Below are 13368 nucleotides of genomic sequence, written 5' to 3'. Positions count from 1 at the left end.
ATTAACCTCCGCTAACGGGTGGAATAAGCGCTATTTCATCGTACGAATTGATAGTTTTACTGTCTGCTGCATAATCATTGTTGACCGCGATTGCTAAAGAAGACAATTTCTTCAATTCTGGATATGCTTCGCCCAAAAACTGCTTCAATTCTTTTACCGTTTTTGGAATTTTTCTACCTGTAATACTGGATGTGGGGACGGACAATGTTGAACTGCCTACAATGTCCTTAGTAACCCCGAACAATAATATCGTCATAAATCAACCTATAATTTCTTTTTCCTGTACTTTTAAAAGTTCCGGTGTTTTGGTGAATGGTTGTTTATAGAGTCTATTGCCCGTTGCGGCCTTGAATGCATTTGCCACCGCTCCCCCTGCCGGCGGCAAGGTCGGTTCTCCAAGTCCTGTTGGGGAATATTCGTTTTCAATAAAATACGTTTCCACTATTGGAGCTTCTTTCATACGTATCAAACGATATCTATCAAAATTATTGGCCAAGGGTTTTCCGTCCTTAAATTCCAATTCGCCATACATTGAATGTCCTACACCATCAATAACTCCACCTTCAATCTGGTTCAATGCACCAAGAGGGTTTACCACTATGCCACAATCTACCACACATGTAATCTTCTTGACAACGGGTTCGCCATTTTCAATTTCAACGTCGGCCACTTCAGCCACATGCGTATTATGGCAATAGTAATTTACAAATCCTTGGTGTACATTTTTGGGTTTGCTCCCCCATCCGGACTTTTCCACAGCCATTTTTATAACATCTTTCATGCGTTCGGGAGAATACTGGATCCGTTCATCTTCTTCTGGTTTTACCTTGTCCAGCAAGTCCAATCGCAATTGAATCTTATCAACTTCCATCAACTCGGCCAATTCATCAAAGAAGCTTTGCTCTGCAAATGCCAAAAAATTGGTGTATGGTGCTCTCCAAGCACCTGTAGTGATATTGCTATCGTACTTTGCCATATCAACCTGATAATTTTCAATGGCGCCTGCGGGGAAAAAATTTGGAATGAGCCCGTACATGTTATCGTTGATTGCCGCTTCTTTTAAGTGATAGGCCGTTATTTTTCCATCCTTTATACCAGCTTTGATTCGATATTTTATTGCTGGTCTATAAACACCTGTTTGCATATCGTCTTCTCTGCTATAGACAACTTTAACAGGTTTTTTAATGTGGTTTGAAATCTCGGCGGCTTCAATCACAAAATCACCGTAAAGTCTTCTACCGAAACCTCCGCCCATTCGCGTCATCTCCAAGTAAATATCACCTTCTTCCCGACCCAGCATTTTCGCAACTAAACCAGCTTTCCAAGCTGGGGTTTGGATAGGTCCCGCCAAATGTACTTTCTCTTCTGTAACATTGGCAAAGAAATTCATGGGCTCCATACAATTATGAGGTAAGAATGGTGATTCATAAGTACGTTCCAGAATATCATCTGCTTGAGCAAAACCTTTTTTAATATCACCATCGGAACGTGGCGTTTCAAAACTATCTCCGTCCAATAAGTCAGTAAGAATTTTATCGTGTTCTTCTGTACTTTCAATAGTGGTATCTTCTTCCCATTCTGCTTTTATTGCTTCTTTGGCCTTTAATGCTTGCCACGTGGAATTGGCCACGACAACCACCTTATCGCTGGATGAAATTTTACTAGAGAAACTTGGGTCTTCTTCCAATAATCCTCGCACTTTATCTCCAATTTTAAAAATATCCACAACGCCTGACATGGAACGAGCCTCAGTATCATCAAAAGAAATTAATTTATGCCCAAAAGCTGGTGGCCTTACCACTGCTGCATAGACCATTCCATCAACTTTATAGTCCAATCCAAACAATGGCTTGCCAGTGACAATTTTATCAATGTCCACATTTGATGCATCCTTTCCAATTATTTTATAATCTTTTGGCTCTTTGAGCGCTACATCTTCGGGTACTTCCAATAATGCTGCTTCCCTAACAACATCACCATAGCCTAAGGTCTCTCCTGCAGCATTGGTAATCACTCCTTCACTCACTTTTAGTTCAGATGCATCTACACCCCATTTTGCAGCAGCAGCATTGACAAGCATTTGTTTTGCCGTGGCACCCGTCTGTCTGAGCGCATCCCAGCCTTGCCGAATGGATTGGCTCCCTCCTGCTACCTGTCTGGTGTAGTTCTCCGTGTCTAGAACACCTTGCTTAACATAAACATCCTTCCAAGCCACGTCAAGCTCTTCTGCAATGATCATTGGCATGGAAGTCTTTACGCCTTGCCCTATTTCTGGATTGGGTGAAAAAATGGTAACGGCTCCATTGTCCGCAATTTGTATGAACGCATTGAAATCATTATAATTCAATTGGGCTAGGTCAATTGGTGGTGCGGCCTTGGGCTTACACGCCTGGAATAAGTTGAAACCAATCAGCATTCCGCCTCCTGCCAATGAAGATGTGCGCATAAAAGCTCTTCTGCTGAATGTTAGTGTTTTATTTGTTGACATTTTGAATGTTTTAGTTGAAAGATGTAAACGTTTTTAATTAGTCCATATTCTCGGCCGCGGACATAACTGCCTTACGAATTCTGGTATATGATGCACACCTACATATGTTTCCGTGCATAGCATTTTTAACGTCGTCCTCGGTAGGCTTTGGATTGCTTTCCAATAAAGCGGAAGCGGTCATAATCTGTCCAGCTTGGCAATAACCGCACTGAGGTACATCGACTTCCTTCCATGCCTCTTGAACAGGGTGCTTGCCATCTTTGGATAATCCCTCTATGGTAGTTATGGACTTCCCGTCCACTTGGTCCAAAGTCATGGAGCAGCTTCTCATGGCGGTTCCATCAACATGTATGGTACAGGAACCGCACTGACCGATTCCACATCCATATTTTGTACCCACTAAATCCAAATGATCTCGGAGTACCCATAAGATTGGAGTATCCGCTGCAACATCCACAGTTTTGGATTCTCCATTTACTTTAATTTGATACGTTGGCATAGTATTTTAGATTGATTGAAGTTTGATTTGTTTATATGTTGAAGTTACCAAAAATTGATTGGATTAATTTTTTTTTAACAAATGGTCATTTTTTTTAACTTTTCTTTAATGCAATTGTCCATTTTGAAGATAATTTTCATGGAAATCAAGCGTTTTGCATGAAGAACCTCAACTTTATAAAAATGAAATATATTTTCAAGCTTATTTTTTTAGTTTTCTCAATTTCTTTACTGTCCATTCTTTCTTCTTGCGGAAATTCAGATGATGATGTCAATTTCGACATTAATCAAGAAGAATTGGGTCAAGGTAAGGAGCCCGATGATTGCTTAGGATTTGAAGAAAATGAATTATTGCTTTCCATTCAAGACCAATTCACATCATTGCCGGGAAAAGTTTCTATTCTTTTTAAGGTTTCCGATTCTTCCGGTATCCCAGTATCGGGTTTAACTGCCGACCAATTCACGATATACGAACAGGGACGAAACGATGATTGTTTCAATACGATTTCTTCTTCTGAATCTTCTGCTAGAATATCATCAAATTCACAAATTTTCAACAATACTACTTTGCTGGTTTTGGATTTGAGCAATAGTGTTCTGGAAAGTAGTCTGGATGAGCTAAAAACAGCTTCTACAAGCTTTATCGCCAATGTAATCCCCTCTCCGGAAACGGATTCTTTTAAAATGGCGATTTATTGGTTTGATGGAGAAGATGAATTGCACTTATTAAATGAGCCTACATCCTCCGCTACAGAACTTACTGCTGCAATTGAAGGTATTACTACAGAAATCAGTAATGACCCATCAACCGATTTATATGGAGCTGTCATAAAGTCTACTGATATCGCAGAGGACAGAATCAAAGAGAATAACGATGCATCGATAATAGGTGCCGCTTCCATCGTATTATTCACGGATGGTACCGACCAAGCTTCACGGTTTACGGAAGAAGCTGCTTTAAGCGCGGTGAATAATGCTAATCGAAATATTTCTTTTTTCACCATTGGTCTTGGTTCTGAAATAGATACAAATGTATTAAGTGCCATCGGTAAAACAGCAAGTGTCTTTGCGGGAAACAAGGAAGAATTGGAAACAACGTTCACACAAATCTCCCAGCGAGTTTCTGAACAGGCCAATAGTTTCTATTTATTTGAATATTGCACACCAAAAAGAGATGGCAGCGGGGATAACAATCTGGTAATCCAACTGACAAATGGGGGGTTACAGGGAGCTGTCCAAACTAAATTCAGTGCCAATGGCTTTACAGCTGGTTGCGAATAATTACATATCTCAAAAATAGTTGTGACTTTCTGAGTTTCTATAATTACCATCCATTTGAATCTAGTAGGGTTTTCGGCTCGATAGTTGTTTTAGACATATAAACAACAACTAATTACATCCTTTCGAACTGATTTAATTCTAACCCAAAAAATTGCTATGGATGTAGTAAAAGAAATTATTCAGAACAGTGCTATTGGGCCTTTATCCAATTTGTCAAAAGGTTTGGTACTATCGCTATTTTCCTTTATTGTAGGATTACTTTTAATGATGTTAGGGCTTTTGCTCAAGCATGGCAGTCAAATAAGTATCCAATTTGGCTATTAATGGTAAATTAAAGCGTTGCCGAAATTTTGGTTTTCTATTGGTTTTGATAAATCTATTAAAAAACCATTTATTACCGCATGTGTCAGTTTGCCCTGTTTTTCCAAAAAGAACGTCGGGTTGACACCAGGCCTAAGATTAAATTCAGGCAACTTGTAATCTTTGGAAACAAAATGCCCTGGCATTTCAGTATAAGGAAATGGCGGTAAAAAATTGGTCTTAAAGTAACCATAACCAGATTTGAACGGACTGTTCCCATCGTTCCACAATGCTCTGGAGTTTGTATCCATACTTTTAGGATATACTTTTGGAGGTACTATTTTATACCCCGTAGCATCAAAAGTCTCATAACCATAATAGGTAGATAAATCTCCTTGGTCGGCAATCATGCTTCGATAATAAAAAGACTCGTGATTTTCATCATCTACTTCTTGCCGATGGATTCCCAAATCCAAAATATAGTCCTTGCCCAAAAGCTCATACGTCACATTTTCAATTTTGAGGTCGAAAAGCTTACGGTCGTTCTTTGGGATTTTTTCATAATCCGCTATAGAAATGTCTTGATAGCTCCCTTTGGCGATGGTATATATGGCGGACAAAATAGAAACATAATTTAACTTTCGTATTTCCTGTTTCTCCACATCATTCGCATATCCGCCTGATTCTATTAAAATAGTACTTGTACCCCATTTCTGGATATTGTCCCCAAAGGCCCTAGGCTCAAAATCGTCATTATAACGCCCAACTTGCCCAGGGGCATATTTCTGTATGATGTTGTTCATAAAGACAATTATCTTCATTGCATCTGAACGGACTTCATTGATGTCTTTTTCATAGTTGAAAGCTGGTGCCAAATATGAGATTGTCGCTGGCTTACTGGTCAGTTCCGCATTGTAATAAGTGCTCTGGTCATGGAGATTAAAACCAAAATTGGCATTTAGACTATCACGGATTCTTTTTAACGTTCTTCCCTCAGGGGATTGCAATCGTAGGGCATCTCTATTAATGTCTATTCCCAACATATTTCTTCGTTGATAAACTTCTGCCCCATCTGGATTTAGCATTGGGAGAAAGTGAAGTTTCAATTTTGAAAGAATCGCCTCCTTCTCGGTTTTGAAATCAGAAGCATCCAGAAAATTAAGGATATCAAAAATTGCCTGTGTTGCGGTCGGCTCGTTTCCGTGCATTTGTGACCAGAGAAAAACATTGATGTCTCCAGAACCTGTACTTATTAAATTAAGATCACGACCTTCTATGGATTTACCTACTTTATGTACTTCAAACTTGGGGTTTGCGTTAAATCGTTCAATTAAAGGTTTTAACTGTTCGTGCTTAATACGCCTTTTGTGCAAGGATGTTTCTTTATAGGAATCATAGGTTTCATATAATTTGGTAGTAATCGCTTCTTGGGAAAATGAAATCAGGCTAAAAAATCCCGCTATAAATAGTACTAGTGTCTTCTGCATGTTATTATTTTGTTGGAACAGGTTTAAAGTTAAATCTTTTAGTAGCTTTTCGCACCTTGCTCATGAATTCGGGTCCAGGGTCGGTTTTAGTGGTTCGATAACCCTCATCAACTTCCAACCAGAGTGGGTGTCCTTCAAATTGTGTGTATTCATGATGCCCTATCACATATTCAATATCATATTTGGTTGCTAAATATTCCACTAAAAAAATATTGGCTTGGAGCTGTTTTTTGGTCAAAGGGGTGTCTTTGGTACCTCCAACATTTTCAACACCTATGGCGCAATGATTTAAACCGATAACGTGTCTAGCCATAGTGGTTTCAGGCATCAATCTATAAATTGTGCCGTCTTGGTCTACCAAAAATTGAGAAGACACATTTAGGCCGCTTACACTCTCAATATCTGGTCGCCAATTTGGAAGGGTCGATTTCTCAAAAGCCTCAAAGGATTTTTTAAGTGTTGGGATAGCGGTCCAGTGGAGCACAATCATTTTAGGAACGATTTCTGGCGTTTCCTGTTCTATATTGTAACGTTGCGAAAGATATTCTTTAGTCAGGTTTACACGTTCTTCATCAAAAGTAATTGGTCTTTCCACTATCTCTTTTTGAACTTTACAGGATACTATTGCTATTGTGGCAAAAATCAATACGCCTATTTTTTTCATGCTTTTTTATTTGGAAGTAAATATAGTATCTAAAGGAATGGCATAATGGATTTGTAATTTCTTTTTTCCCCACTGTCTAGCTTTTTTTACATCTAGCCCCATGTAAATATCGATTCTGTTTTTCCATTTGCGGTTCATCTTATCCTTCACGTAAAAAGTATCTGGAAAAGTATCGATTTTCACCATAGTATTGTGTTTAAGGCCCAACGCTATAAGATTTCTGGATACTGCAATACTTTTCATGCCTGGCTTTAATGTATCGCCCCAAGCCGCAATATTGGGGTTTGTACTAGTAGTCTGCCAAGCAACCGAATTATAGGCTGAAGCTGTGACCTCTATGGTTTTCCATTCCCATTTGGGTTCAGGAACGTTTTGTTTACATGCGGCAAATATCAAAAAGCAAAACAAAAATTTCTTCAAAGAGGTCGTGTTGATAGATTTCTAAAGATAGAAAATCCTTTATTAATTAGTTTGGTAGCGGCACGTAGGTATTGTCATTCGTCATCATTGGGAAAGTTTTGTCTCTCCATGCTTGTTTCGCTTCTTCAATTTTATCCTTATTTGAGGATACGAAGTTCCAATAGATATGCCGTTCTTCTGGAAAAGGTTCTCCACCAAATAAAAGGATGTGTGAATTTGGTTTGAGCGTAATCTTACAAGCATCTTCAACTTTGGATACCAAAATGTTTCCCTTCCCTATTTCTTCCTCGCAAGCAGCTATTCCTCCCTCAACAATACAGATACCGATTTCGCCTTTGAGGTTTTCTTTTACATCGAGTTCGTATTCCGATTGGTTTTTTATTTCAACCATAAAAAGTGGTGAATAGGTAGGGACGGGAGATTTTTTTCCATAACCTTCTCCTGCAACTAATTTAAACTCAGCATTTCCATCTTTCCATTTAGGCAAATCATTTTCACCTATATGATGAAATGTTGGTTCCATATTCTCCAATTCCTTAGGTAATGCTACCCAAATCTGGTAGCCATGGGCCGTAAAAGTTTTTCCATTCCGCATGTCCTTAGGGCTTCGTTCGGTATGGGAAACACCTTTGCCCGCAGTCATCCAATTTACGGAACCTGGACTTATGCGTTGATTTGTACCCAAACTGTCCTCGTGTGTCAATTCGCCTTCCAACATAAAGGTCAAAGTGGAGAGTCCAATATGTGGGTGTTGGTCCACGTCCATATAATTGCTTGGGCCCAATTTGGTGGGGCCCATATGGTCAATGAAAATAAAAGGGCCTATCATTCGTTTTTTACGAAATGGAATGAGTCTACCCACTAGAAAATCACCAATATCCCGACTTCTTTCCTCTATAATCAATCCAATGTTGGACATATAGTAAATGTTTATATTTAGCCACTGAAAGTTACAATAAATCCGAATTCATGAAGCTGTTCAAACGTATTTTAATACTTTTTATAATTATCATAGGTACAATCGTTTATTTAAATTATCCCAAGCTAAACATCATATCCGGTTACGCTGCAAAAAGTATGGCATCTTCCATTTTTGTAGCTCAGCGTTCTGCAACTTCCGTAACCCAGCAGGACAATAATGTACCGCTCATTAAATTAGCGACTACAGAAATTGATGAAAAAACTGAATCTGCTACTGCATCGGTTTACGGGCTTATGAAACGCAAGGCAATTTATAGGGACGGATTGGGAACTGTTCTTATAAATGATGATTACAACGAAAATGATTTTACCCTTAAACCTAATAGAATTTTTTCTAGTGATACCATTCCGTACCCTTATGGACAAGCAAGCCCAAAGGATACTGTATTTCCAGAAATCAATGAAGAACAACTTAGCAAATCAATAGCTACCGCCTTTAGTAATCCTGAAATTCAAAAAACACGAACTGTCCTGATTTTATATAAAGGTCATTTGATTGCAGAAAAATATGCGGAAGGCTTTACCAAAGACACACCCGTTTTGGGATGGTCCATGACCAAAAGCCTATTGGCAACGTGCTATGGAGTTTTGGAACATCAAGGCAAACTGGAAATGTCATGGCCCGCTCCTATCACAGCATGGAAACATGACGAACGAAAGGACATTACCTTAAATCATTTACTTCGTATGCAAAGTGGTCTGGCATGGGAAGAAGATTACACAAAAATTTCGGATGTCACTAAAATGCTTTTTTTGGATAGCGATATGACCCAAGCGCAAAAAGATAAAAAATCAATAGCCATACCAACGGAAATATGGAACTATTCTTCAGGGACCTCGAATTTGCTATCCGGTATCTTACGGCAGCAGTTTAGATCGCATCAAGCCTACTTGGATTTCCCCTATATTGCCCTAATTGATAAAATAGGAATGAATTCTATGGTATTGGAAGCGGATATAGCGGGCAATTATGTGGGTTCTTCTTACTCTTGGGCGAGTACCCGGGATTGGGCACGTTTTGGTCAATTGTATCTGGAACGGGGGAATTGGAATGGAGAGCAAATTTTTAGCCCTAGCTGGGTAGATTATGTCACAGAGCCAACTTTACATTCCGATGGCACATATGGTGCACATTTTTGGCTTAATGCAAACGGAAAGTATCCTGATGTACCCAGAGACCTTTTTTCCTGCAATGGTTATCAAGGTCAGTATGTGTTTGTAATTCCATCTAAGAGCTTAGTAGTAGTACGCACAGGATTGGCAGAAAATCCAGTATTTGATGTCAATGCGTTCTTGTCGGAGGTCGTAAAAATTGTACCATAAATCGATATGACTCTTCTAAAATCGTAGAAAACCACAATAAACTGCCACTTCACAACAATAATTTCGCTCGGGTAACCTCTAGCAGTACATTTACAGTGTAATAATGAAAGACATACAATTTAAAGACAAATAAATTTTTTCATTTTCATATAGTGTTCTCGTAAAAGAGTCTTGACCATAACCGGCAGGGCTCTTTTTGGTTTCTCAGGGTTTTAGAGGTGAGATGGCAGACAATAGACGATAGACAAAAAAGATTTCAAATTAAAAATTGAGAATTGTCAAGTCTTGATTCAAATACAAACTCAAACTCAAACTCAAGCTCAAAGTTCAAGTTCAAGCCCAATCCCTTTTCGAATCTAACCCCAAAACCAAAAACGAGAACCTGAGAACCGACAACTGTCATCCGTCATTGGTCATTGGTCATTGGTCAACCAAACTACGGTATCCATTTATTCTCCCCAAAGTTGGGTTTACGTTTTTCCAAGAATGCATTTCTTCCTTCTTTGGCTTCGTCCGTCATGTAGGCCAAGCGTGTTGCTTCCCCAGCAAAAACCTGTTGTCCCACCATGCCGTCATCTGTTAGATTCATGGCAAATTTGAGCATTTTAATGGAAGTTGGGGATTTTTCCAATACCTCTTGTGCCCATTCGTAGGCAGTTGCCTCCAATTCGTTGTGTGGAACCACTGCGTTCACCATACCCATTTCATATGCTTCTTGTGCAGAATAGTTTCTCCCCAAAAAGAAAATCTCCCGTGCCTTTTTCTGTCCCACCATTTTTGCTAAATAGGCCGACCCATAACCACCATCAAAACTAGTCACATCAGCATCGGTTTGTTTAAATATGGCATGTTCTTTACTTGCCAAGGTCATATCGCAAACTACGTGCAAACTATGTCCGCCACCAACGGCCCAACCGGGCACTACTGCAATGACTACCTTGGGCATAAAACGAATAAGCCGCTGCACCTCCAAAATATTCAATCGATGCATGCCATCCTCGCCTACGTATCCTTTATGTCCCCTAGCCTTTTGATCACCTCCGCTACAAAAGGAATAGATACCGTCCTTGGTAGAAGGTCCTTCCGCAGAAAGCAGCACCACGCCAATGGAAGTGTCTTCTTGCGCGTCATAAAAAGCTTTGTAGAGTTCGCTGGTGGTTTTTGGGCGAAATGCATTGCGCACATTGGGACGATTAAAGGCGATACGGGCGACCCCATTACTTTTTTTATAGGTGATGTCCTCAAATTCCATTGCGGTCTGCCAATTGGGTAATTTCATAATAGTAGATTTATTCGAATACAAAATAAGGGAATTTAGTTGTATTGCCGTACCAAGCTTGTAGAAACCGTTCTGTTAAAAACTCCATAGCATCTCTGTCTGGAATTTCTTTACTTTGGAGGGAAATTTTGTAAACTTCGTTATCAGTCGATATCGCTCATTAAAACAGAACAATATCTTAAAATGTTAAAAGTAATTACTAAAAATATGCGAAAACTATTAATGTTCCTTTTTTGTTTTACGGTATTAAATTCTTGTAAAGAAGAAGAAATTATCACTTCAGAAAAACAAAAAACAGATTATACTCAGTTTGTCAATCCATTTATAGGAACCAGCAAAATGGGACACGTGTTTCCTGGAGCAACTGCCCCTTTTGGAATGGTGCAACTGAGTCCGCAAACCAATTTTGAAGTAATGTTCAAAGATGATGCTAGTTACAATCCTGAAACTTACAAATATTGTGCAGGTTATCAACATCGTGATTCAACAATCATTGGTTTTGCCCATACCAACTTTAGTGGTACAGGGCATGCTGATTTAGGTGATTTTTTGATTATGCCAACTGTTGGCAGTTTAGTGCTCGACCCTTTAAAAACTGCTGATGGCAACAAAGGGTTTTATTCAACATTTTCACATACTAATGAGGAAGCTATGCCTGGATATTATAAAGTTGATTTGGACAGCTACGGAATCAAAGCCGAATTTACAGCTAGCGAACGTGTGGGTTTTCACCAATATTCATTTCCAAAATCTGATAATGCGCATATTATTCTAGATATGGTCTATAATGTGTATCATCACAACAATAAAAATATCTGGACCTTTCTTCGTGTTGAAAATGATTCTACGATAACTGGTTATAGACAAACTAAAGGTTGGGCAAGAGATAAGAAAGTGTTTTTTGCAGCTAAATTTTCAAAACCTTTTAAAAGTTATGGTCATAAAAAATATGATGATGTTATTTATGATGGTTTTTACAGACGCTTTAAGCAAGATGAAAACTTCCCGGAAATGGCTGGGAAAAATTTGCGTGCTTATTTCAATTTTGATACCGATGATGGTGAAAAAATCAAGATTAAATTTGCACTGTCCAATGTAAGTTCTGCCGGTGCCATGAAAAATTTAGAAGCTGAAATTCCGCATTGGAATTTCAATAAAACTTATGAAGAAACCAGTTATAAATGGAATGAAGAACTTTATAAAATTGAAGTTGAAACGTTAACAGAAAATCAAAAAACGACTTTCTACACAGCTATGTACCACACCAATTTATCACCAATTATTTATGAAGATGTCGATGGACAATACAGAGGATTGGACCAAAATATTTATACATCAAATGGTTTTACCAACTATACTGTATTTTCACTTTGGGATACCTACAGGGCATTACATCCGCTTTTCAACATTACACAACCAAATCGAAATAACGACATGATAAAATCTATGTTGGCACACCATGACGAAAGTGTTCATAATATGTTGCCAATTTGGTCGCATTATGCAAATGAAAATTGGTGTATGATTGGTTATCACGCTACGTCAGTTATTGCAGATGCTATGATAAAAAATGTTGGTGATTTCGATTATGAACGAGCTCTTGAAGCTTCAGTGAACACTGCTTCCGTTAGATATTTTGATGGGCTGGGAGATTATATTGATTATAAATACGTGCCAGATGATAAGAGCCATTCTTCTGTATCAAAAACATTGGAATATGCCTATAATGATTGGTGTATTGCGCAAATGGCTAAAGCTGTTGGTCATACTTCAAAAGAAAAAGATTTTAAAAAACGTTCAGAATATTATATAAACGTCTACGATCCATCCATAGGTTTTATGAGACCTAAACTTTCTGATGGAACGTTTAGAAAAAACTTTGATCCAATGGATACACATGGACAAGGTTTTATAGAAGGCAATGCTTGGAATTATGGATTATACGTTCCGCAGAATATAGAAAAAATGGTTGATATCATGGGCGGAAAAGAGCGTTTTTCACAAAGATTAGATTCACTGTTTACAATGGAAATAGAAGAGAAGTACATTGAAAATCATGAAGATATTACGCGTGATGGCATTATAGGAAACTATGTTCACGGTAACGAACCTGGTCATCATATTCCGTATTTGTACAACTGGACAGGACATCCTGAAAAGACACAATCCCGTGTACGCATGATTATGGACAGTATGTATGCCTCAACTGTTGAAGGCTTATGTGGAAATGATGATGCAGGGCAAATGAGTGCTTGGTATATTTTTAGCAGTTTGGGTTTTTATCCCGTTACTCCCGGTTCTCCATATTACGCCTTAGGAAGTCCTATTGTTAAAAATGCCAAAATTCATTTAGAAAATGGAAAAACACTCACTATTGCTACGAAGAATCAAAGTAAGGACAATGTATATGTGCGAAGTGTTTCCATAAATGGAAAGGTATTGGATGGCATACTATTATCACATCAAGATATTATGAATGGAGGTGAAATTGTTTTTGAAATGAGTAATAATTATAAATAAGAAAAAGTAACTACACCTAACAACGGTTAAATCTTTATTAAGTAACCAAATCAACAGCGTCATTCAAATGTGTACTTGCAACCTGCCCCAACATGCCATTTTGTAAAGGTGGGAATTAACTATTGCA

Annotated in this window: 12 protein-coding genes; 4 read left to right on the top strand and 8 right to left on the bottom strand. The window is 38.5% G+C overall.

The window, feature by feature from the left end; translation table 11 throughout:
* Position 1: 1 nt before the first annotated feature.
* The 3 genes from HME9304_RS15295 to HME9304_RS15285 are packed head-to-tail and all read right to left on the bottom strand — an operon-like array spanning position 2 to position 2987.
* Positions 2–256, bottom strand: a complete 255-nt coding sequence (locus HME9304_RS15295; protein WP_112379405.1) for a MoaD/ThiS family protein — start codon at positions 254–256, stop codon at positions 2–4.
* A 3-nt stretch (positions 257–259) separates the two neighbouring features.
* Positions 260–2488, bottom strand: coding sequence for a xanthine dehydrogenase family protein molybdopterin-binding subunit (locus tag HME9304_RS15290; protein WP_112379404.1), 2229 nt, complete (start codon positions 2486–2488; stop codon positions 260–262).
* Positions 2489–2525: 37 nt separating this feature from the next.
* On the bottom strand, positions 2526–2987 hold the full coding sequence (locus tag HME9304_RS15285; protein WP_112379403.1) for a (2Fe-2S)-binding protein: 462 nt from the start codon (positions 2985–2987) through the stop codon (positions 2526–2528).
* A 182-nt stretch (positions 2988–3169) separates the two neighbouring features.
* On the opposite strand from HME9304_RS15285, the gene HME9304_RS15280 reads away from it, so the two are divergent.
* Positions 3170–4267, top strand: a complete 1098-nt coding sequence (locus HME9304_RS15280) for a vWA domain-containing protein (RefSeq protein WP_112379862.1) — start codon at positions 3170–3172, stop codon at positions 4265–4267.
* A 156-nt stretch (positions 4268–4423) separates the two neighbouring features.
* Complete coding sequence (locus HME9304_RS17045) at positions 4424–4591, top strand: hypothetical protein (protein WP_164674858.1); 168 nt, start codon at positions 4424–4426, stop codon at positions 4589–4591.
* Here the strand turns inward: HME9304_RS17045 and HME9304_RS15275 are convergent.
* The 4 genes from HME9304_RS15275 to HME9304_RS15260 are packed head-to-tail and all read right to left on the bottom strand — an operon-like array spanning position 4588 to position 8057.
* Positions 4588–6054, bottom strand: coding sequence for a M14 family zinc carboxypeptidase (locus HME9304_RS15275; RefSeq protein WP_112379402.1), 1467 nt, complete (start codon positions 6052–6054; stop codon positions 4588–4590). The two genes, HME9304_RS17045 and HME9304_RS15275, sit on opposite strands and share 4 nt — an antisense overlap.
* Before the next feature lie 4 nt (positions 6055–6058).
* Positions 6059–6718, bottom strand: coding sequence for a peptidoglycan recognition protein family protein (locus HME9304_RS15270; protein ID WP_112379401.1), 660 nt, complete (start codon positions 6716–6718; stop codon positions 6059–6061).
* Positions 6719–6724: 6 nt separating this feature from the next.
* Complete coding sequence (locus tag HME9304_RS15265) at positions 6725–7138, bottom strand: 3D domain-containing protein (protein WP_417935236.1); 414 nt, start codon at positions 7136–7138, stop codon at positions 6725–6727.
* Between the two features lie 46 nt (positions 7139–7184).
* Positions 7185–8057 (bottom strand): pirin family protein, encoded by an 873-nt coding sequence (locus HME9304_RS15260; protein ID WP_112379400.1) that lies wholly within the window; start codon positions 8055–8057, stop codon positions 7185–7187.
* Positions 8058–8107: 50 nt separating this feature from the next.
* Here HME9304_RS15260 and HME9304_RS15255 point away from each other — a divergent pair, with 50 nt between their 5' ends.
* Complete coding sequence (locus HME9304_RS15255) at positions 8108–9442, top strand: serine hydrolase domain-containing protein (protein WP_112379399.1); 1335 nt, start codon at positions 8108–8110, stop codon at positions 9440–9442.
* A gap of 436 nt (positions 9443–9878) precedes the next feature.
* On the opposite strand, the gene HME9304_RS15250 is transcribed toward HME9304_RS15255, so the two are convergent.
* Positions 9879–10721, bottom strand: coding sequence for a 1,4-dihydroxy-2-naphthoyl-CoA synthase (locus HME9304_RS15250; RefSeq protein WP_112379398.1), 843 nt, complete (start codon positions 10719–10721; stop codon positions 9879–9881).
* Positions 10722–10928: 207 nt separating this feature from the next.
* Between HME9304_RS15250 and HME9304_RS15245 the strand changes: the two genes are divergently transcribed.
* On the top strand, positions 10929–13241 hold the full coding sequence (locus tag HME9304_RS15245) for a GH92 family glycosyl hydrolase (RefSeq protein ID WP_239023323.1): 2313 nt from the start codon (positions 10929–10931) through the stop codon (positions 13239–13241).
* Positions 13242–13368 lie beyond the last annotated feature (127 nt).

Source organism: Flagellimonas maritima, assembly GCF_003269425.1.
Lineage (GTDB): Bacteria > Bacteroidota > Bacteroidia > Flavobacteriales > Flavobacteriaceae > Flagellimonas > Flagellimonas maritima.
Note: the sequence above shows the minus strand (reverse complement) of the source record. Positions and strands in the feature narration are given on the sequence as shown.

What these genes read in the sequence shown, in the direction of transcription:
- HME9304_RS15245 (WP_239023323.1), top strand. Translation starts at nt 10,929, where the DNA reads ATGCGAAAACTATTAATGTTCCTTTTTTGTTTTACGGTATTAAATTCT.
- HME9304_RS15280 (WP_112379862.1), top strand. Translation starts at nt 3,170, where the DNA reads ATGAAATATATTTTCAAGCTTATTTTTTTAGTTTTCTCAATTTCTTTA.
- HME9304_RS15255 (WP_112379399.1), top strand. Translation starts at nt 8,108, where the DNA reads ATGAAGCTGTTCAAACGTATTTTAATACTTTTTATAATTATCATAGGT.
- HME9304_RS15290 (WP_112379404.1), bottom strand. Translation starts at nt 2,488, where the DNA reads ATGTCAACAAATAAAACACTAACATTCAGCAGAAGAGCTTTTATGCGC.
- HME9304_RS15275 (WP_112379402.1), bottom strand. Translation starts at nt 6,054, where the DNA reads ATGCAGAAGACACTAGTACTATTTATAGCGGGATTTTTTAGCCTGATT.
- HME9304_RS15250 (WP_112379398.1), bottom strand. Translation starts at nt 10,721, where the DNA reads ATGAAATTACCCAATTGGCAGACCGCAATGGAATTTGAGGACATCACC.
- HME9304_RS15270 (WP_112379401.1), bottom strand. Translation starts at nt 6,718, where the DNA reads ATGAAAAAAATAGGCGTATTGATTTTTGCCACAATAGCAATAGTATCC.
- HME9304_RS15285 (WP_112379403.1), bottom strand. Translation starts at nt 2,987, where the DNA reads ATGCCAACGTATCAAATTAAAGTAAATGGAGAATCCAAAACTGTGGAT.
- HME9304_RS15260 (WP_112379400.1), bottom strand. Translation starts at nt 8,057, where the DNA reads ATGTCCAACATTGGATTGATTATAGAGGAAAGAAGTCGGGATATTGGT.
- HME9304_RS15295 (WP_112379405.1), bottom strand. Translation starts at nt 256, where the DNA reads ATGACGATATTATTGTTCGGGGTTACTAAGGACATTGTAGGCAGTTCA.
- HME9304_RS17045 (WP_164674858.1), top strand. Translation starts at nt 4,424, where the DNA reads ATGGATGTAGTAAAAGAAATTATTCAGAACAGTGCTATTGGGCCTTTA.